The organism is Allostreptomyces psammosilenae, from assembly GCF_013407765.1.
Classification (GTDB): domain Bacteria; phylum Actinomycetota; class Actinomycetes; order Streptomycetales; family Streptomycetaceae; genus Allostreptomyces; species Allostreptomyces psammosilenae.
On record NZ_JACBZD010000002.1, the window covers coordinates 641174 to 659581 of the forward strand.

Consider the following 18408-nt stretch of genomic DNA (forward strand, 5'->3'; position numbering starts at 1 on the left):
TGCCCCTCGGGGATAAGCAGCCCCACACGGGAAAGGTTCACCCCGGCGGATCGTGCTCGGGGCGATACCGTGACGTGGAATCCGACATCACGGACGGAGCAGGGCTATGGCGCGGGTGGGCCGTTTCGGCTCCGGGCTGGCTGCCGCGATCGGGGCCTGGGCGGGCGCGCGGCTGGAGAGGCGCCGCCGGGAACTGGCCGGCGGCTACCTCAGGGGCATCGACGAGGGCGAACCGGGCGGCGACCGCCCGGCCGCCGCGGCGCGCCCCGACGCCGGGCCCTACCCGGCCGCCGCCGACGAAGCGGCCGGCGACCACGGCGCCGCGCCGGGACGGGAGCACGGCCGGCCCGCCGCCCCCGGCGCGCCGACGCCGGTCCGGGAGCGCGCCCCCGCCGAGGCGGTGCCCTGGGGCATGCGGGTCACCGCGGAGATCGCCTGGCGGCTGGTGGTCATCGCCGCCGCCCTCTACGTCCTGCTGCGCCTGATCACCATCCTGCAGCTGGTGGTGCTGGCCTTCGTGGTGGCGCTGCTGCTGGCCGCGCTGCTCCAGCCGACCGTGCTGCGGCTGCGCAAGCTCGGCATCCCGCGGGCGCCGGCCGCCGCGATAACGTTCATCGGCGGGCTGTCCTGCGTCGGGCTGGTGGGGTGGTTCGTCGGCTGGCAGGTCGAGGACAACATCGACGAGCTGACCGGCCGGGTGCAGGACGCCATCGAACAGCTGCGGGACTGGATGGTCTCCGGCCCGCTGCACCTGACCGAGCAGCAGCTCACCGACTTCGTCGACCAGATCGGCGAGGCCGTCGGCAGCAACCAGGAGCGGCTGACCAGCTTCGGGGTGAGCACCGTCGCGGTCGCCATCGACGTGCTCACCGGCATGGTGCTGGCCGCCTTCATCACCTTCTTCCTGATCTACGACGGTGACCGGATCTGGCGCTGGTGCGTGATGCTCTTCCCGCGCGGCACCCACGAGGCGCTGCGCGGCATGGGGCCGCGCGCCTGGTTCACCCTCACCCGCTATGTGCGCGGGACGGTGATGGTCGCCTTCATCGACGCCCTCTTCATCGGCGTCGGGATCCAGATCCTCGGCGTGCCGCTGGCCGTGCCGCTGGCGGTGCTGATCTTCCTGGGCGCCTTCGTGCCGCTGGTCGGTGCCACGGTCAGCGGCGCCGTCGCGGTCGCCGTCGGCCTGGTCACCGACGGCCCGGTCACCGCGCTGCTGGTGCTGGCGGTGGTGCTGGGCGTGCAGCAGATCGAAGGGCACCTGCTCCAGCCGCTGATCCTCGGCCGGGCGGTCAAGGTGCACGCCCTCGCGGTGGTGCTGGCCGTCTCGGCCGGCACGCTGGTCGCCGGGATCGGGGGAGCGGTGGTGGCGGTGCCGCTGGTGGCGGTGCTGAACACCTGCGTGCTGTACCTGCGGGCGCACTACGCGGGCGAGGTGCCGCACACCGCCACCGCCGTGGCTCCGCTGGAGGGCGCCCTGGTGCGGGTCGGTCCGCCGCCGACCGGCGGGGCGGGGACTGCCGGCGGCCCGCGCGGTGCGGCGGGCAAGGGCGGTGCGGGCGGTGCCGGTGATGCGGGCGGTGGCGGCGGTACGACCACCGGGCCCGCGCGCCCCGGGGAGGCACCGGGCGGCGGCACGACCGGCGGCGTGTCCGGCGGCGCGTCCGGCGGTTCCGAACGCGACACGCCGTCCGGCGGCGGTCGCCCCGCCCCGCCGACCGACCGCGAGTGAGCCGAACGCGTCCCGAGGGTCCCCCTTCGCACACACCCGTCCGTCGAATCGTGTTCGATATTGACGCTTCCGTGGGCGGCTGATTGGCTTGGCGCGCCGTGGGGGAGAACCTGACGCCTCCCTCACGGCGCCACCGCCCACGTCCGGGAGAGAACCCATGGAGCAGTTCGCCGCCACCGCCCACCTTCCCGAGACGCCCCGCTGGACGCCCTCGGCGCCGGCGGACGCGGTGGAGGGCGCGGTGCCGGCCGGCGTCGCCGACGCCGACGCGGCGAGCCTCACCCTGGCCGCCGGGCCGCGCACCGACTGGTTCGCCGACCCCGCCGGGAAGGCGCTGTTCCACGACGCGCGGGCGCTGACCTTCGCCCCCGGCCCCGGCGACTACCAGCTCCTCGCCCGGGTGCGGGTCGACTTCGCCGCGACCTACGACGCCGGGGTGCTCGTGCTGTACGCCGGCGAGGACCGCTACGCCAAGCTGTGCTTCGAGTACTCGCCCGAGCACCGACCGATGGTCGTCTCGGTGGTCACCCGCCACGGCGCCTCCGACGACGCCAACGCCTTCCACGTCGAGGGCGACACCGTCTGGCTGCGGGTCTCCCGGACCGGCGCGGCCTTCGCCTTCCACGCCTCCACCGACGGCGAGCGCTGGGAGTTCGTCCGCTACTTCCGGCTCGACGGCGACGGCGACGCCACGCGCGACGGCGCCGGGACGCCGGAGACGGACCAGCCGCGGGCGGGCTTCATGGCGCAGTCGCCCACCGGGGAAGGCTGCCGGGCCACCTTCGACCAGGTGCGGTTCACCCGCGCCACGCTCGCCGACCTGCGCGACGGCAGCTGACCCCCGCCGCACCGGACCGGCCGGCGCGCCCGGCGCCGGCCGGTCGACGGCGCGCCGGTGTGCCGCGCGGGCTCAGCGGTGGGCCGCCAGCGCCTCGGCGGTGGCCGCGTCGGCCGGCAGGAAGGTCTCGATCGCCAGCTCCGAGACGGTCACGTCCATCGGCGTGTTGAAGGTGGTCGCGGTGGAGAGGAACGCCAGCTCGGCGTCGCCGCACCGGATCCGCATCGGCAGCGCCAGCTCTCCGGCGCCCACCCCCGCCGAGCCGTAGGGCCCGGACACCTCCGGCTCGGGCGCCGGGTAGTGCCGCACCTCCTCGTACAGCCGGCGCAGCCGCGCCGAGTCCCGCAGCACCATCTGACGCTCCACCCGGTCCAGCAGGTGCGCCCGCCACTGCCCCAGGTTGCGGATGCGCGGCGCCAGCCCGCGCGGATGCAGGGACAGCCGCACCGCGTTCATCGGCGGGCGCAGCAGCTCCGGATCCACCCCCTCCAGCAGCAGCGCCACGCCGGAGTTGGCCGCCAGCACGTCGTACCCGCCGTCGAAGAGCAGCGCCGGATAGGGGGCGTAGGCGTCCAGCAGCCGCCGCACGCCCTCCTGGACCGGCGCCATCACCGGGTCGTCCAGCGGCGTGGCGGGGTAGCTGGGGGCGAAGCCGCCGGCCACCAGCAGGGCGTTGCGCTCCCGCACCGGGACGTCCAGCTGCTCGGCGAGCCGCAGCAGCATCTCCCGGCTCGGCTGCGAGCGGCCGGTCTCCACGAAGCTCAGGTGGCGGGCGGAGGTCTCCGCGCGCAGCGCCAGCTCCAGCTGGGTGAGCCGCCGCCTGGTCCGCCAGTGCCGCAGCAGCGCGCCCACCCGGGGGCCGCCCGCCGCCCGCTCGTCCACCGCCCCGTCGCCGGCGGGCGTCCCGCCCGCCGCCCTGCCGGTCGACCTGCCCGCCGGCCCGCCACCACCGGGCCGCGCGCCCGCAGCCGCCCTACCGCCCGGCCCGGTCATCGCCCGCGCGCCGTGCCCCACCCGTCCGATCGTCAGATCCACCATCAGGCCCTCCCCGGCCGGCGCCACCCGCCGCGCCTCGACCGCAGGCAGCCTACCGGCCGTCATGCCGCATTACCTGGGAGGGAATCGACCGGTCCCGGCCGCGCTGGGAGAGTCGTGGTGTCGCCGCCCCGCCGGGGCCGCGCACACCGCCACCGAGGAAGGGGAACCCCCGTGAACATCGACTTCGACGCCCTGGTCGACCGCTACATCGCCGCCTGGAACGAGACCGACGCGGACCGCCGACTGGCGGCCGTCAGCGAGCTGTGGGCCCAGGACGGCGGCTACACCGACCCGCTCGCCGACGTCACCGGCCCGGCGGCGGTGGCCGAGCTGATCGGCGCGGTACAGCAGCAGTTCCCGGGCCTGGAGTTCCGGCCCGGCCGCGCCGTGGACGGCCACCACAACACCGCCCGCTTCGGCTGGGAGCTGGCGCCGGCCGGCGACGCGGACGCGGAGCCGGTGGTGGTCGGCTTCGACGTCGCAGTCACCGGCCCGGACGGCCGGCTGCGGCAGGTCTACGGCTTCCTGGACCGGGTGCCGGCCGGCGCCTGAACCGCCGGCCCGTCGGCCGCCGGACTTCGGCGGTCGGCCGCCGGACTTCTGCCGTCAGCCGTCCAGCTCGAACCAGACCACCTTGCCGCCCTGCGCCCGGGAGCTCCCCCAACGGGAGGCCACCAGCGACACCAGGGCCAGCCCGCGGCCGTGCTCCTCGTCCGCGTCGGCGAACCGCCGGCGCGGCAGGCGCGGGTCGTCGTCGCCCACCTCGCACCGCAGCATCCCCTCGCCGCGGTGCAGGTAGAGCGTCACCGGGCCCCGCGCGTAGCGGGCGGCGTTGGTGACCAGTTCGCTGACGGCCAGCTGGGTGGCGTCCGACAGGTCGCCCAGGCCCCACTCGCCCAGCGTGCGGCGGACCAGGCGGCGCGCCGCGGAGGCCGCGCGGGCGTCCGGCGTCAGCGCCCAGCGCGCCATGTCCCGGGCCGGCACGCCGTCCAGCGCGGCCACCAGCAGCGCGGCGTCGTCGTCCCGCGGCCCACGGCGCAGGGTGTCCAGCGCCGCCTGGCACAGCTCCTCCGGGCTGGGCCAGCGGAACCCCGGAGCCGCCGGCAGGTGCCCCTCCGGCGGCGCCCCCGCGCTCACTGCCAGCCAGGAACGCAGCTCCTCCAGGCCCTCCTCGGCCCCCCGCGCCCTGGTCTCCACCACGCCGTCGGTGACCAGCACCAGCACGTCCCCCGGGCGGGTGAACACGTCCAACTGCTCGAAGGCCGTCCCGCCCACCCCGATCGGCAGCCCGGGCGGGGGCCGCAGCAGCTCGCTGCGGCCGTCCGCGTGCAGCCACACGGCGGGCACGTGGCCGGCGTTGGACAGCTCGCACCGGCCCGACGCCGGGCTGTAGACCGCCATCAGACAGGTCGACAGGTGCCCCTCGCCCAGCCGCTGCGCCTGCTCGTCGAGGTGGTGCAGCACCTCCACCGGGGGCAGGTCCAGCATGGCGAGGGTCTGCGTGGTGGTGCGCAGCTGGCCCATCACCGCCGCGGAGGCCGGGCCGTGCCCCATGACGTCCCCGACCACCAGCGCGGTCCGTCCGCCCACCATCGGCACGGCGTCATACCAGTCGCCGCCCACCCCGGTGGTCCGGTCGGCCGGCAGGTAGCGGTGGGCGGTGCGCAGCCCCGCGGCGTCGGGCAGCCGGCCGGGCAGCAGGATGCGCTGGAGCAGCTCGGCCGTGCCGTCGCCGGTGCGGTCCCCGTGTCCGGTCTCGACGCGCACGTGGCGGCTCACCGCCGGCCGCAGTGCAGGAAGACCTGGACTTCCGGGGCGGTGTCCGAACCGAGCGGGGCGTAGCTGGCGGCGGACTCGTGCAGCACCGTGAAGCCGGCCTCCTCGACCAGCGCGCGCAGCTCCTCGCGGAGGTAGCCGCTGACCCGTATCCGGGTGCCGAGGAAGGGGATCGGCACGTAGTCCACGTCCGCCTCCACCATGGACAGGGCGAACAGCCCACCCGGACGCAGCAGGCCGTGCACCGTGCGCAGCGCCCCGGGGATCTCCGCCCTGGGCAGCATCAGCAGGGAGAAGAAGGCCGTGGCCGCGTCGAAGGGCGCGCCGAGGCCGGCGGCGACCTCGGCCCGGCCGAGGTCGGCGATGTCCACCCGCTCGAAGCGGGCCTCCGGGACGGCCTTGCGGGCCAGGTTCAGCATGCCCTCGGAGATGTCCACGCCCACCACGCGGTGGCCGGCGTCGACGAGCTGGCGGGCCGTCGGCACGCCGGTGCCGCAGCCCACGTCGAGCACCAGGCCGCCCGGGGAGAGTTCCCCGGCCAGCCAGGAGCCGGCCGCGATCTGCCCCGCCTTGTGCGGGAACGCCTCGTCGTAGCGGTCGCCGATGGCGTCGAACGCCTCGGCCTGCCCGCGGCGGTCCGGCCGCGGGGCGCCGGCGTCGACGGCGCCGCCGCCGGCGGGGCCGGGCACATCGCCGTCGGTGTCCTCCGCGCCGAGGGGGAGGGTGCCGTCCAGGGACCGCGGAGTGCTCCGCGTCGGGTTATCCACGCCTGCTCGCCGACCTCTCGCTGGGAAGGACGGCGGTGTCCAACCCGGGCTGGCCACCCGGTCGTGTCGGCACCGCCGGAGGCCCGGAGGCGGACACGCCGATCGACACGACGAAGCTGAGCGGATCGCCCCCGGTCCTGGACCGAACGCTAACGGAAGGGAGCCTAGGCCGTGGGGCGGTCCAGCGGGATTGTCCGTGGAGTCAAGCTGACGGCTCGATCCGATAACGGAACCGGAACGACAGCATCCGGTTGTCCGGCTGCCACGCCCACGCCGCCGCCCGCCCACCGCCCGCCCCCGGGTTCGAGGACTCGGGCGCACGCCCCCCGGGGGCGAGGGCTCACCGCCCGCCGATCACCGCCCCGGACGGTCCCAGTCCGCGGGCAGGGCCGGGACCGGCCAGGACGGGTCGGGGCGCCACTCGCGCCATCCCTGGTCGAACGGGGCTCCCCAGCGCCGCACCAGTTCCAGCGCGCGCTCCCCGGAGCGGCGGATGCGCGCCACGTCCGCCTCGTCGAACCGGCCGGCGGCGTGCGCCGACTCCAGCTCGTCCTCGTCCTTCCACTCCCAGCCGCCGTCCGCGCGCACCCACAGATCTAGCACCTGGTCCTCCTGGTCCACGCCCAGCGACCAGCGGTGGTGGCGCGTCTCCAGGTTGACGTACCACCCGCTGAACACCCAGCCCGGCTCCCAGAACAGCCACACCGACCACGGCTCGCCAGGACGCAGCACCTTGAGCACACCCGTGCCGTGCCAGGTCGACGGCGTGGCCCGCCGCGGCACCCGGAAGCGGTCGGCCAGCGGCAGCTCCCGCACGCTGCGGCCGTCCTCGGTGAGCGGGCGCATCAGCGGCGTGTCCGGCGCCAGCCAGGCGACCAACTGCTCCGGGGTGTCCTCGACCACCGTCATCGGGCGGCAGTCCAGCACCCGCTCGCTTCCGTCGCCGTAGTAGCGCCACAGGATCTGCTGCCCCGGCCGCCAGTACTGCCGCCCGGCGCCGTCGTCCTCGCCGCCGGTGGTGGGGTGCGGGGTGTCCACGGTCGTCATGCCGCGATCCTATGAGGACGCCCGGCGCCCACGGCCGTGGCGCACCCCACACGCTGCGGTGTCGGGCGCCCATCTAGGCTGGCGGCGGCCGCCGCCGCCGAACCCCTGGACCGGAGGAACACCTGCCATGCCCGACTTCGCCTACACGGACCTGCTGCCGCTGGGGGAGGACGACACCCCCTACCGACTGGTCACCAGCGAGGGAGTCAGCACCGTCGAGGCGGGCGGGCGCCGTTTCCTGCAGGTGGAGCCCGAGGCGCTGCGGCTGCTCACCGAGACCGCCATCCACGACATCTCCCACCTGCTCCGGCCGGCCCACCTCGGTCAGCTGCGCCGCATCCTGGACGACCCCGAGGCGTCCCCCAACGACCGCTTCGTCGCCCTGGACCTGCTGAAGAACGCCAACATCGCGGCGGCCGGCGTGCTGCCGATGTGCCAGGACACCGGCACCGCCATCGTGATGGGCAAGCGCGGGCAGAACGTGCTCACCGCCGGCCGGGACGACGAGGCCATCGCCCGCGGCGTGTACGACGCCTACACCCGGCTGAACCTGCGCTACTCCCAGATGGCCCCGCTGACCATGTGGGACGAGCGCAACACCGGCACCAACCTGCCCGCCCAGATCGAGCTCTACGCCACCGACGGCGACGCCTACAAGTTCCTGTTCATGGCCAAGGGCGGCGGCAGCGCCAACAAGTCCTTCCTCTACCAGGAGACCAAGGCCGTCCTGAACGAGACGGCCATGCTGCGCTTCCTGGAGCAGAAGATCCGCTCCCTGGGCACCGCCGCCTGCCCGCCCTACCACCTCGCCATCGTGGTCGGCGGCACCTCCGCCGAGTTTGCGCTGAAGACCGCCAAGTACGCCTCCGCGCACTACCTCGACGCGCTGCCGACCGCCGGCTCCCCGCTCGGCCACGGCTTCCGGGACCTGGAGCTGGAGGCCCAGGTCTTCGAACTCACCCAGAAGATCGGCATCGGCGCCCAGTTCGGCGGCAAGTACTTCTGCCACGACGTGCGCGTGGTGCGGCTGCCCCGGCACGGCGCCTCCTGCCCGGTGGCCATCGCCGTCTCCTGCTCCGCCGACCGCCAGGCACTGGGCAAGATCACCGCCGAGGGCGTCTTCCTGGAGCAGCTGGAGACCGACCCGGCCCGCTACCTGCCGGAGACCACCGACGAGCAGCTGGACGGCGACGTCGTCCGGATCGACCTGAACCGGCCGATGGACGAGATCCGGGCCGAGCTCAGCCGCTACCCGGTCAAGACCCGGCTGTCGCTCACCGGCCCGCTGGTGGTGGCCCGGGACATCGCCCACGCCAAGATCAAGGAGCGGCTGGACGCCGGCGAGCCGATGCCGCAGTACCTGCGCGACCACGCCGTCTACTACGCCGGCCCCGCCAAGACCCCCGAGGGCTACGCCTCCGGCTCGTTCGGCCCCACCACGGCCGGCCGGATGGACTCCTACGTGGAGCAGTTCCAGGCCGCCGGCGGCTCCTTCGTGATGCTGGCCAAGGGCAACCGCTCGCAGCAGGTCACCGACGCCTGCAAGGCGCACGGCGGCTTCTACCTGGGCTCCATCGGCGGCCCGGCCGCCCGGCTCGCCCAGGACTGCATCCGCTCGGTGGAGGTGCTGGAGTACCCGGAGCTGGGCATGGAGGCCGTCTGGAAGATCGAGGTGGAGGACTTCCCGGCGTTCATCGTCGTCGACGACAAGGGCAACGACTTCTTCGCCGACACCACCGGCCCGCTGCTGACCATCGGCCGTCGCGGCTGATTCGTCGCTGATACGTCGGGTGCAGGGGCGGATCCGTCGCGGCTGTCGCGGCGGATCCGCTGCGCGTGGTGCGCTCCCGAGGGCCCCGGTCTCCTGCCGGGGCCCTCGGGGTTTCCGGCGTGCGGCTGGGGCCCCGGGGCCGGCGGCCGGCTCTGGCCCATCACCGTGGAATCCACCGAGTGGCGCGGAACTGGGGCCGGGTACCCGCGGAACTGGCGCCGGGTACTCCAGATGGGCACGGCGCGCAAGGGGCATACCCGCGCCCTGTGGACAACCAAGCACCCCCCTTGTCACCAGGGGTAGCGCGCCGTGAGCTGACTTCGCAAGGGGGAACTTCTGCCTTGTGGATGACCCAGCGCCCCCCTTGTCACCAGGGGTAGCCCGCCATCGGCTCGCCCCGCAAGGGGGTTCTCCCGTCCTGTGGAGAACTCGGTCGCTCCTTCGCCGTCCTCCACCCCGCCCGCGCCGGCCCCCAACCCCCAACCCCCACCCCCCAACGCATCCCGCCCGCCGGCCCAACCCCCACCCCGCCAGCTGCCCGCACTCCGCCTGGCGCCCCACCCCACCCCACCCGACCCGCCACCCGGCGCCCTCCGGCCCGCCCCGCCCAAGCCTGGGGAGGCGGAATGGAACGCCCCGCCTCGGGTAGCCGGTGATGCCGAACGCGGCGGGGCGCGGGGCGCGCCACCGTGCCACGCCCGAGTGAGCAGGAGGCACGATGATCATCCACGAGAAGCTGGTCCACCGGATCGCCTCCCGGGCCGGGCTGCCGAACACCGATGCCGTCCAGTCGGTGGTGCGCACCGTGCTGGGCGTCCTCGCCATCCGCCTGGACCCGCCCCTGCGCGTGCGCCTCCAGCGGGTCCTCCCGGGGCCGGAGCGCGACGCGGCGTGGGCGATCGTCCCGCCCGCCGACGCGGACGTGATCCGCTTCCTGCGGGACGTCGCCGACCACCTGCGGGTGTCACCGGAGCGCGCCCTGCGGCTCACCCAGGCCGTGCTCTCCGAAATCGCCGAGGGCGCCCCGGAGGCGGCGGCGGAGCTGCGCCGCGCCCTCCCCGACGACTACGCGCCGCTGTTCCAGGCCCCCGACCCGATGCCGGCCCGCAGCAACGCCGCCACCAACGCCCCGGCCGTGCTCAGCGACGCCGACGTGGCGGACGTGCTGGACCGGCTGACCGGGTGGAGCGGGGACCGCCACCGGCTGGTCCGGTCGGTGGGACTGCCGCTGGACCGGGTGCGCCCCCTGCTCAACCGGATCGAGCGGGACACCCGGGACCTGCACCATCCACCGGACCACGAGGTGACCGACGACGGCGTCACCTTCGTCTGCCACACCCGCTCGGTGGACGGGGTGACCGAGCTGGACGTGCTCACGGCCGAGCGGGTCGACGCCGCCGTCGAGGCCATCGGCTCCGGCGGCTGAATCCGCGCAGCCCGCACCAGCCCGGTCCGGCTTCCGAAGCTCCTGAACCCCGGCCCGTCGAGGACGGAGAACACATGAGGTACGACGAGTTCATCAGCGTCGTCGCGCGCCGCGCCGACGTGTCGCGCGAGCAGGCCAAGGTCCTCACCGACGCGACCCTGCGGACCCTCGCCGAGCGGCTGAGCGGCGACGAGGCCATGGACCTCGCCGCACAACTGCCCAGCGAACTGGAGGCCCCGCTCACCGTGCCGGATCCGCTCGCCGAGCGGTTCGGGCTGGACGAGTTCCTGGCCCGGGTCGGCGACCGGGCGGGCGTCGACCGGGAGCAGGCCCGGACGGCGGCGCGGGCGGTGCTCGCGGTGATCCACGAGTCGGTCGCCGAGGGGGAGTTCGCGCACGTGGTGGCCCAGCTCCCGCGCGAGTACGCCCCGGTGATCACCTGACACCGCACGGCCGAAGGGGCGTCCGACCGCCGCGGCCAGCCGCCCACGGCCTCCGTCAACGCCCCCCCGTCAACGCCACCCCCGGCAACGCCACCCCCTCTGCTCCGCGTTCCGTGACGGCACGTCACCGCCGCGTGAGGGCCGCCCGCGCGGTGAGACGCGACTCACCCCACCGCCGCGGTGGTGTCGGGCTGCGGGCGCCGCCCGAGCCGTGACAATCGACGAGGACGGTTCCGCTCCCGTGGCGTGGACACGGAGCACGGACACGGGCCCGGGACCCGCGCGAAGCAACTGGCGACTTCCTCATCGTGGAGGCGGGACGGCATGGCAGAGCAGCACGGCGAGTACCGCGTGGAGCACGACTCGATGGGCGAGGTCCGGGTGCCCGCCGCCGCGAAGTGGCGCGCCCAGACCCAGCGGGCCGTGGAGAACTTCCCGATCTCCGGCCAGCGGCTGGAGCGCGCCCACATCGAGGCGCTGGCCCGGATCAAGTCGGCGGCGGCCGTGGTCAACGCCGAACTCGGCGTGCTGGAGGCGGACATGGCCGAGGCCATCCGGGCCGCGGCCGCGGAGGTGGCGGAGGGGCGCTGGGACGACCACTTCCCGGTGGACGTCTTCCAGACGGGCTCCGGCACCTCCTCGAACATGAACACCAACGAGGTGCTGGCGACGCTGGCCACCGAGCGCCTGGGCCGACCGGTGCACCCCAACGACCACGTCAACGCCAGCCAGTCCTCCAACGACGTCTTCCCCTCCTCGGTGCACGTCGCCGCCACCTCCGCGGTGGTGAACGACCTGGTTCCGGCGCTGGAGCACTTGGCCGCCGCCCTGGAGCGCAAGGCGGAGGAGTTCCGGGACGTCGTCAAGTCCGGCCGTACGCACCTGATGGACGCCACCCCGGTAACCCTCGGGCAGGAGTTCGGCGGCTACGCGGCGCAGATCCGCTACGGGATCGAACGGCTGCGCGCGTCGCTGCCGCGGCTGGCCGAGCTGCCGCTCGGCGGCACGGCCGTCGGCACCGGCATCAACACCCCGCCGGGGTTCGCCGCCCGGGTCATCGAGGTCCTGGCCGGGGAGACCGGCCTGCCGCTGACCGAGGCGCGCGACCACTTCGAGGCGCAGGGGGCGCGGGACGGGCTGGTGGAGACGTCCGGGCAGCTGCGGACCATCGCGGTCGGGCTGGTGAAGATCAGCAACGACCTGCGCTGGATGGGTTCCGGGCCGCGGACCGGGCTGGCTGAGATCCGGCTGCCGGACCTCCAGCCGGGGTCGTCGATCATGCCGGGCAAGGTCAACCCGGTGATCCCGGAGGCGGCCGTGATGGTGGCCGCGCAGGTGATCGGGAACGACGCGGCGATCGCCTTCGCCGGCTCCACCGGCTCCTTCGAGCTGAACGTGGCGATGCCGGTGATGGCGCGGGACCTGCTGGAGTCGATCCGGTTGCTCGCCAACGTCTCGCGGCTGCTCGCCGACCGGTGCGTGGACGGCATCGAGGCGGACGTGGAGCGGACCCGCGAGTACGCCGAGTCGTCGCCCTCGGTGGTGACGCCGCTGAACCGCTACATCGGGTACGAGGAGGCGGCGAAGGTGGCCAAGCAGGCGCTGGCGGAGCGGCGGACCATCCGCGAGGTGGTGATCGCCCGCGGCTACCTGGAGCAGGGCAAGCTCACCGAGGAGCAGCTCGACGCCGCCTTGGACGTCCTGGGGATGACCCACCCGTAGCCGGCGGGCCTGCCGTGGCCCGCGGGCCTGCCGTGGCGAGCGGATCGGCCGTGGCTCGCGGGTGGTTCGGCGTCACCTCTGAACGCATCTGTCACCTCCGCAGCACCCGTAACGCCCGGCCCCGCCCATCACCTCGGCAGCACCCGTAGCGCCCGGAACAGGAGATGCCCGACGCCCCGTGGGCCACGGGTTATCCACAGGCTCGAACGGGGGACTCCCGCCGCTGATCACTTCTGTGAGAGCGTGGAAACAAGGGGGTCCCCCTTCGGGCCCCCTGGGGGTGTTTCCGGTGTTCCCCGTCGGGGATCCCGGGGGAACTCCGGGCCGTGCCCCTCCTCAGGGAGGGTGTCGGCGCGCCCGCCGGTGGCTATGGTCTCCCCGTGGACGACAGCCCTGAGAACCCGACTCCCCACAAGCCCGCCAAGGTGGCGCGGTCGCACGATCCTGCGCTGGATCTGCGGGTCTCCGACGCCGATCGGGACGCCGTCGCGGAGCTGCTGCGGGACGCCTACGCGGAGGGGCGGCTGAACCAGGAGGAGTTCGCCGAGCGCCTGGAGGCGGCCTTCCAGGCCAGGACGGGCCGGGAGCTCGCGCCGCTCACCGGCGACCTGCCGGTCGGTCCGTGGCGGCCCGGCGTGCAGTCCGTGCCGCTCGCCGAACCCACCGCCGCGCCCGCCCCGCACGAGCCGGTGGAGCCGCTGCCGCCGAAGACGTCGCCCAACATCGTGGCGATCTTCGGCGGCGCCAACCGCAGCGGGCGCTGGCGCGTCCCGGCGCTCACCAACGTGGTGGCGATCTTCGGCGGCGTGGAGCTGGACCTCACCCAGTCCGTGCTGGAGGCCCGCGAGGTGGAGATCCGGGTCTGCGCGATCTTCGGCGGCGTGGAGATCAAGGTGCCGGAGAACGTCTCCGTCCAGCGCAGTGGGGGCGTGGCCGTTTTCGGCGGGTTCGAGGTGCGCGAGTACGTCTCCGACATCCCCGGCGGGCCGGTGGTGCGGATCACCGGCACGGCCATCTTCGGCGGCGTCGCGGTCAAGCGGGCGCTGGGCGCGCAGCTGAAGGAGTGGTGGCGCAGGCTGCACGGCGGCGGCTGAGCGGCCCGCGCCGAGGGGTGCGGCGGGGCCTCGCCGCGGAGCAAGCAACTGACTTGATGTCAGCTGCGTGGCGCATAGATGAGGTTCGGTCCGGGTAAGGCTCAGATCACGCCGTTGTGCGTCGAGTCGCGTGCGACCGCCAGCGCGTGCCGGCGCGTGCCCGCGCATGTGCGGGGGCAGGCGGCGCAGCGGCGAGCAGTCCGCCGAGCTGCCTCAGGAGTGTGCCGTGCCGCATCCGTTCGACGGCCCCGGGGAGTCCTCACCCGGGTCCACGCCGCTCGCGACCGCCCGCGGGTCGTTGCTCCCCCTGACGGGCGGGGGCATTCCCGGTCAGGCGTCCCGCCGCACCGAATCGCCGCAGCCGGGTGCCTGGCACCTGGAGGCCGCGTGCCGGCGCGACGAGGCGGGGCTGTTCTTCGCGCCCTCCAAGGAGCCGACCGCGGCCCGGCTCTCCCGGGAGGAGAGCGCGAAGCGGGTGTGCGGACGCTGCCCGGTGCTGCTGGACTGCCGGGAGCACGCGCTGTCGCAGCCGGAGCCCTATGGCGTGTGGGGCGGGTTGACGGCGGCCGAACGCCGGGTGCTGCTCTCCCGGCGCCGCAGGAGGCGTGCCAGCGAGGTGCACGCCGCCGCCGGCTGACCGATCGCCGGGCCGGTCGCGCGGAACGATCGCTGGCCGGTCGCGCGGAACGATCCCGCGGAACGATCGCCAGGCCGGTCGGGCCGTCCGCCCGGCCGGCAGCCCGATGCTCGGCCGGCGGCACCCCAGGGGCGCCGCCGGCCGAGGTGGGTCAGCGGGCGTGCTCGAAGTCGATGGCGCTGTAGGCGCGCAGCTTGCGCAGCTGGTGCTCGCTGTCGATCTGCCGGATCGTCCCGCTCTTGGAGCGCATCACCAGCGAGCTGGTGTACGCCTTCTCGGCGCGGTAGCGCACGCCCGGCAGCAGGTCGCCGCCGGTGATCCCGGTGGCGACGAAGAACACGTTGTCGCCGGTGACCAGGTCGTCGGTGGTCAGCACCCGGCTGAGGTCGTGCCCGGCCTCCACCGCCTTGGCGCGCTCCTCGTCGTCCCGCGGCCACAGCCGGCCCTGGATCGTCCCGCCGAGGCACTTGACGGCGCAGGCGGTGATGATGCCCTCCGGGGTGCCGCCGATGCCGAGCAGCAGGTCCACGCCGGTGCCCTCGCGGACGGCGGCGATCGCGCCGGCCACGTCGCCGTCGGAGATGAACTTGATCCGGGCGCCGGTCTCCCGGATCTCCCGCACGATCCGCTCGTGGCGGGGGCGGTCCAGGATGACGACCGTGACGTCCTCCGGGGTGCCCCGCTTGGCCCGGGCGACCCGCCGGATGTTGGCGGCGACGGGCGCCTCGATGTCCACGGCGTCCGCCGCCTCCGGGCCGGTGACCAGCTTCTCCATGTAGAACACGGCGGACGGGTCGAACATCGAGCCGCGCTCGGCGACGGCCAGCACGGACAGCGCGTTGGCCATGCCCTTGGCGGTCAGCGTGGTGCCGTCGATCGGGTCCACGGCGACGTCGCACTCCGCGCCGGTCCCGTCGCCCACCCGCTCGCCGTTGTAGAGCATCGGGGCTTCGTCCTTCTCGCCCTCGCCGATGACGACGACGCCGTTCATCGACACGGTCTGGACGAGGGTGCGCATGGCGTTGACGGCCGCGCCGTCCGCGCCGTTCTTGTCCCCACGCCCGACCCAGCGGCCGGCGGCCATGGCGGCGGCCTCGGTCACCCGCACGAGTTCGAGGGCCAGGTTGCGGTCGGGGGCCTCCGGGGCAACTTCGAGTTGCGGTGGGAGGGCGTGCTGTTCGGTCATCGCCTGCCGTACCTTTCTGTACGTCGAGGCCGGTTTGAGGGTGCTTGGATCGTACCCACGTGCGATTACGGCAAGGGTTGGCGTGGCGCGAACTGGTCACCCCGGGCGCGGGCCGGGTGCGCGGGACCCCACCGGCGGTGCGACCGGCCCCGCGCTCCCCGCCCGCCGGCCGTCGCTCAGCCGCCCCCGGCCGCCGATCAGCCGCCCCCAGCCACCGATCGGCCGTGGCCCGGCCGCCGATCGCGGTCGCTCAGCCGTCGGTCAGCCGCCCGCCGTCCACCCACACCACCCGGCCGGCCAGGGCCTCGGCGTCGGCGCGGTCGTGGGTGACCAGGAGGCACACGCCGTCGAACGCCCTCAGGTGCGCCGCCAGCTCCTCCCGCACCGCGCTCCGGGTGGCCGGGTCCAGGGCGGACAGCGGTTCGTCGAGCAGCAGCAACCGGGGCCGCCGGGCCAGCGCGCGGGCGAGCGCGACCCGCTGGCCCTGGCCGCCGGAGAGCTCGCCGGGCCGACGCGCCGCGAGGTCGGCCAGGCCCAGCCGGTGCAGCCACTCCTCGGCCCGCCGGCGGGCGTCCGCGCGCGGTACCCCGGCCGCCCGCGGCCCGTAGGCGACGTTCTCCACCGCGTTCAGGTGCGGGAAGAGCGCCCCGTCCTGCGGCACCCAGCCGACCGGCCGGGCGTGTGGCGCCAGCCCGTCCAACCGGACCCCGTCCAGTTCCACGGTCGCCCGGGCGGGCGCGGGCAGGCCGGCGAGCGCGCGCAGCAGCGTGGTCTTGCCGGCGCCGCTGGGGCCGAGCACGGCGACGACCTCCCCGGGGGCGGCGGTGAGCTCGGCGGTGAGCAGCCCCTCCGTCCGCACCCGGAGGGCGACGGGCGGCGCGGAGGAGGCGGGCCGGCCGGCAAGCGAACGGGGGGACGGGCGGGCGGGCGGAGCGATGGGGAAGGGGGAGGGGGAGGGGGAGGGGGCCGACGGCTCCGAGGACGGTCGCCGATCGTCCGCCCCGCCGCGCCCGTCGCGCCCGCCACGCCCGCCGCGCCCGCGCCGGCCGAGCCCGCGCCGCGTCGCGGCGCCCAGCGGCGAGACCCACCGGCCGCGCAGCGCCACCAGCACGGCCGCGGAGACGGCGAGCAGCAGCAGGCTGACCGCCACCGCCGCGTCCGGATCCTGCTGCAGCATCAGGTAGACCGCCAGCGGCAGGGTCTGGGTGGCGCCGGGCAGGTTGCCGGCGAAGGTGATGGTGGCTCCGAACTCGCCGAGCGCCCGCGCCCAGGCCAGCGCGGCACCGGCCGCCACCGCCGGGCCCACCAGCGGCAGCACCACGGTCGCGAACACCCGCAGCGGTCGGGCGCCCAGGCTGGCGGCGGCCTCCTCGTAACGGCGGTCCAGCCCGGCCAGGGCCCCCTCCACCGAGAGCACCAGGAACGGCAGGGCGACGAACGCCGCCGCCAGCACCGCGCCCGGCAGCGAGAAGGTCAGCCGCACCCCGAGCCACTCCAGCACCCCGCCGAGCAGGCCGTTGCGCCCGAAGGCCAGCAGCAGCGCCACCCCGCCGACCACCGGCGGGAGCACCAGCGGCAGCATCACCACTGCCCGCACCAGCCCCTTGCCCGGGAACTCCACCCGGGCCAGCAGCCAGGCCAGCGGGACCCCGAGCAGCAGGGCGGCGGCCACCGCGCCGAAGGAGCACCACAGCGAGACCTGCAGCGCCTGGAGCACCGTGGGATCGGCGAGCAGCCCACCGAGCTCCCGCCACGGCGCGCGCACCAGCAGCCCGGCCAGCGGCAGCACCACCAGGAGCAGCGCCAGCAGCGCGGGGACCAGCAGCAGCGCGGGCGGCCGGACCCGGGCGGGGCCGGGCAGCGGCGCAGGGCTGGGCAGCGGCGCGGCGCCGGGCGGTGCCCAGCTCGTGGCCGGCCCGCCGGGCCCTCCGGACGGGCGCTCCGCCCGGCCGGCCTGCTCGGCCAGCCTGGCCTGCTCGTCCCGCCCGGCCAGCCCGGCCTGCTCGTCGTGGTCGGCGGCCCTCCGGTCGGCGTCCCGGGCGGAGGAGGGGTGGTGGCCGCTCACGGGGCGGTGAAGCCGTACTCGCGCAGGACGTCCTGGGCCTCCGCGTCGCTGAGCCAGTCCACGAACTCCTGGGCCGCCTCGGGATGGTCACCGGAGCGCACGGTCGCCGCCGGGTACGCGGCGCTGACGTTCTGCTCGGCCGGGACGTCCACGCGGGTCACCTCCTCGCCGGCCGCGACGGCGTCCGTGCGGTAGACGATGCCCGCGTCCGCCTCGCCCAGCCGGACCCGGGTCAGCACGGAGCGGACGTCCTGCTCCAGCGAGCGCGGGGTGACCGACACCCCGGCCGCCGTCAGCGCCTGCTGGGCGTAGCCGCCCGCGGGCACCTCCGGCGCGGCCAGCACCACGTCCAGGTCGTCCCGGGCCAGGTCGGCCAGGCCGGTGATCCCCTCCGGGTTGCCGGGCCGGACGACCACCGCCAGCTCGTTGCGGGCGAAGACGGCGGGTTCGCCGACCAGGTCCGCCGCCTCCAGCCGGTCCATGGTGGCGGTGTCGGCGGTGGCGATGACGTCGGCCGGCGCGCCCTGCTCGATCTGCGCGGCCAGCGCCTGGGAGCCAGCGAAGGAGAAGGTCACCTCGGCGCCCGGGTGGTCCGCCCGGTAGGTCTCGCCCAGCTCGGTGAAGGCGTCGGTGAGCGAGGCGGCGGCGAGCACGGTCAGCGTGGCGCCCTGGGCGCCACCGTCGCTCCCCGAGGCCGCGCCCGCGGCGCCGGGGTCGGCCGCGCAGCCGGTGACGGCGGCGGCCAGCAGGGCCGTCGCCAGCGCGCCGGCCGCCGCGGCCGGGCCCCGCCGGCTCCGTCGGCGCCGGCGGGGGAGCGGGTGGGCGGTCACGCGAGCCTCACCGGTCATGGGAGCCTCACCGGCCAT

At 75.4% G+C, this 18408-nt stretch carries 16 protein-coding genes; 9 read left to right on the top strand and 7 right to left on the bottom strand.

The window, feature by feature from the left end:
- Positions 1–106: 106 nt before the first annotated feature.
- On the top strand, positions 107–1732 hold the full coding sequence (locus FHU37_RS27575) for an AI-2E family transporter (RefSeq protein ID WP_218904787.1): 1626 nt from the start codon (positions 107–109) through the stop codon (positions 1730–1732).
- A gap of 157 nt (positions 1733–1889) precedes the next feature.
- Complete coding sequence (locus FHU37_RS25070) at positions 1890–2570, top strand: DUF1349 domain-containing protein (RefSeq protein ID WP_179816929.1); 681 nt, start codon at positions 1890–1892, stop codon at positions 2568–2570.
- Positions 2571–2642: 72 nt separating this feature from the next.
- Here FHU37_RS25070 and FHU37_RS25075 read toward each other — a convergent pair whose 3' ends face one another.
- Positions 2643–3563 (bottom strand): helix-turn-helix domain-containing protein, encoded by a 921-nt coding sequence (locus FHU37_RS25075; protein WP_179817368.1) that lies wholly within the window; start codon positions 3561–3563, stop codon positions 2643–2645.
- Between the two features lie 216 nt (positions 3564–3779).
- Here FHU37_RS25075 and FHU37_RS25080 point away from each other — a divergent pair, with 216 nt between their 5' ends.
- Positions 3780–4160: a nuclear transport factor 2 family protein gene (locus FHU37_RS25080; protein WP_179816930.1), complete on the top strand. Its 381-nt coding sequence runs from the start codon at positions 3780–3782 to the stop codon at positions 4158–4160.
- A 54-nt stretch (positions 4161–4214) separates the two neighbouring features.
- On the opposite strand, the gene FHU37_RS25085 is transcribed toward FHU37_RS25080, so the two are convergent.
- The 3 genes from FHU37_RS25085 to fomD all read right to left on the bottom strand — a co-directional run bounded on the left by FHU37_RS25085 (position 4215) and on the right by fomD (position 7198).
- Positions 4215–5375, bottom strand: a complete 1161-nt coding sequence (locus FHU37_RS25085; protein WP_179816931.1) for an ATP-binding SpoIIE family protein phosphatase — start codon at positions 5373–5375, stop codon at positions 4215–4217.
- A gap of 8 nt (positions 5376–5383) precedes the next feature.
- Positions 5384–6073 (bottom strand): class I SAM-dependent DNA methyltransferase, encoded by a 690-nt coding sequence (locus tag FHU37_RS25090; protein ID WP_179817369.1) that lies wholly within the window; start codon positions 6071–6073, stop codon positions 5384–5386.
- Between the two features lie 432 nt (positions 6074–6505).
- Complete coding sequence (gene fomD / locus FHU37_RS25095) at positions 6506–7198, bottom strand: cytidylyl-2-hydroxypropylphosphonate hydrolase (RefSeq protein WP_179816932.1); 693 nt, start codon at positions 7196–7198, stop codon at positions 6506–6508.
- Between the two features lie 127 nt (positions 7199–7325).
- On the opposite strand from fomD, the gene FHU37_RS25100 reads away from it, so the two are divergent.
- The 6 genes from FHU37_RS25100 (at position 7326) to FHU37_RS25125 (ending at position 14291) form a co-directional block, all read left to right on the top strand.
- Complete coding sequence (locus FHU37_RS25100) at positions 7326–8969, top strand: fumarate hydratase (protein ID WP_179816933.1); 1644 nt, start codon at positions 7326–7328, stop codon at positions 8967–8969.
- A gap of 718 nt (positions 8970–9687) precedes the next feature.
- On the top strand, positions 9688–10395 hold the full coding sequence (locus FHU37_RS25105; RefSeq protein ID WP_179816934.1) for a DUF2267 domain-containing protein: 708 nt from the start codon (positions 9688–9690) through the stop codon (positions 10393–10395).
- Between the two features lie 74 nt (positions 10396–10469).
- Entirely contained in the window at positions 10470–10838 is a 369-nt protein-coding gene (locus FHU37_RS25110; protein ID WP_179816935.1) for a DUF2267 domain-containing protein, read from the top strand.
- 324 nt (positions 10839–11162) lie between these two features.
- Positions 11163–12560: a class II fumarate hydratase gene (locus tag FHU37_RS25115; RefSeq protein ID WP_179816936.1), complete on the top strand. Its 1398-nt coding sequence runs from the start codon at positions 11163–11165 to the stop codon at positions 12558–12560.
- A 380-nt stretch (positions 12561–12940) separates the two neighbouring features.
- The gene (locus tag FHU37_RS25120; protein WP_179816937.1) at positions 12941–13654 is read left to right on the top strand and encodes a DUF1707 SHOCT-like domain-containing protein; all 714 of its coding nucleotides are present in this window, start codon (positions 12941–12943) and stop codon (positions 13652–13654) included.
- A 307-nt stretch (positions 13655–13961) separates the two neighbouring features.
- The gene (locus tag FHU37_RS25125) at positions 13962–14291 is read left to right on the top strand and encodes a WhiB family transcriptional regulator (protein WP_376774075.1); all 330 of its coding nucleotides are present in this window, start codon (positions 13962–13964) and stop codon (positions 14289–14291) included.
- Between the two features lie 151 nt (positions 14292–14442).
- Here the strand turns inward: FHU37_RS25125 and glpX are convergent, their stop codons facing one another.
- From glpX to modA, 3 genes are all read right to left on the bottom strand, one after another.
- Positions 14443–15477, bottom strand: coding sequence for a class II fructose-bisphosphatase (glpX, locus tag FHU37_RS25130; protein WP_179816938.1), 1035 nt, complete (start codon positions 15475–15477; stop codon positions 14443–14445).
- Positions 15478–15727: 250 nt separating this feature from the next.
- The gene (locus FHU37_RS25135) at positions 15728–17542 is read right to left on the bottom strand and encodes an ABC transporter permease (protein ID WP_376774059.1); all 1815 of its coding nucleotides are present in this window, start codon (positions 17540–17542) and stop codon (positions 15728–15730) included.
- Positions 17539–18390 (bottom strand): molybdate ABC transporter substrate-binding protein, encoded by an 852-nt coding sequence (gene modA / locus FHU37_RS25140; protein WP_179816939.1) that lies wholly within the window; start codon positions 18388–18390, stop codon positions 17539–17541. Before modA ends, FHU37_RS25135 begins: the two co-directional genes overlap by 4 nt.
- Positions 18391–18408 lie beyond the last annotated feature (18 nt).

Bases quoted from the DNA above. Each gene is read 5' to 3' on its own strand.
- FHU37_RS27575 (WP_218904787.1), top strand. From the start codon at position 107: ATGGCGCGGGTGGGCCGTTTCGGCTCCGGGCTGGCTGCCGCGATCGGG.
- FHU37_RS25070 (WP_179816929.1), top strand. From the start codon at position 1,890: ATGGAGCAGTTCGCCGCCACCGCCCACCTTCCCGAGACGCCCCGCTGG.
- FHU37_RS25075 (WP_179817368.1), bottom strand. From the start codon at position 3,563: ATGACCGGGCCGGGCGGTAGGGCGGCTGCGGGCGCGCGGCCCGGTGGT.
- modA (WP_179816939.1), bottom strand. From the start codon at position 18,390: ATGACCGGTGAGGCTCGCGTGACCGCCCACCCGCTCCCCCGCCGGCGC.
- FHU37_RS25115 (WP_179816936.1), top strand. From the start codon at position 11,163: ATGGCAGAGCAGCACGGCGAGTACCGCGTGGAGCACGACTCGATGGGC.
- FHU37_RS25105 (WP_179816934.1), top strand. From the start codon at position 9,688: ATGATCATCCACGAGAAGCTGGTCCACCGGATCGCCTCCCGGGCCGGG.
- fomD (WP_179816932.1), bottom strand. From the start codon at position 7,198: ATGACGACCGTGGACACCCCGCACCCCACCACCGGCGGCGAGGACGAC.
- FHU37_RS25110 (WP_179816935.1), top strand. From the start codon at position 10,470: ATGAGGTACGACGAGTTCATCAGCGTCGTCGCGCGCCGCGCCGACGTG.
- glpX (WP_179816938.1), bottom strand. From the start codon at position 15,477: ATGACCGAACAGCACGCCCTCCCACCGCAACTCGAAGTTGCCCCGGAG.
- FHU37_RS25100 (WP_179816933.1), top strand. From the start codon at position 7,326: ATGCCCGACTTCGCCTACACGGACCTGCTGCCGCTGGGGGAGGACGAC.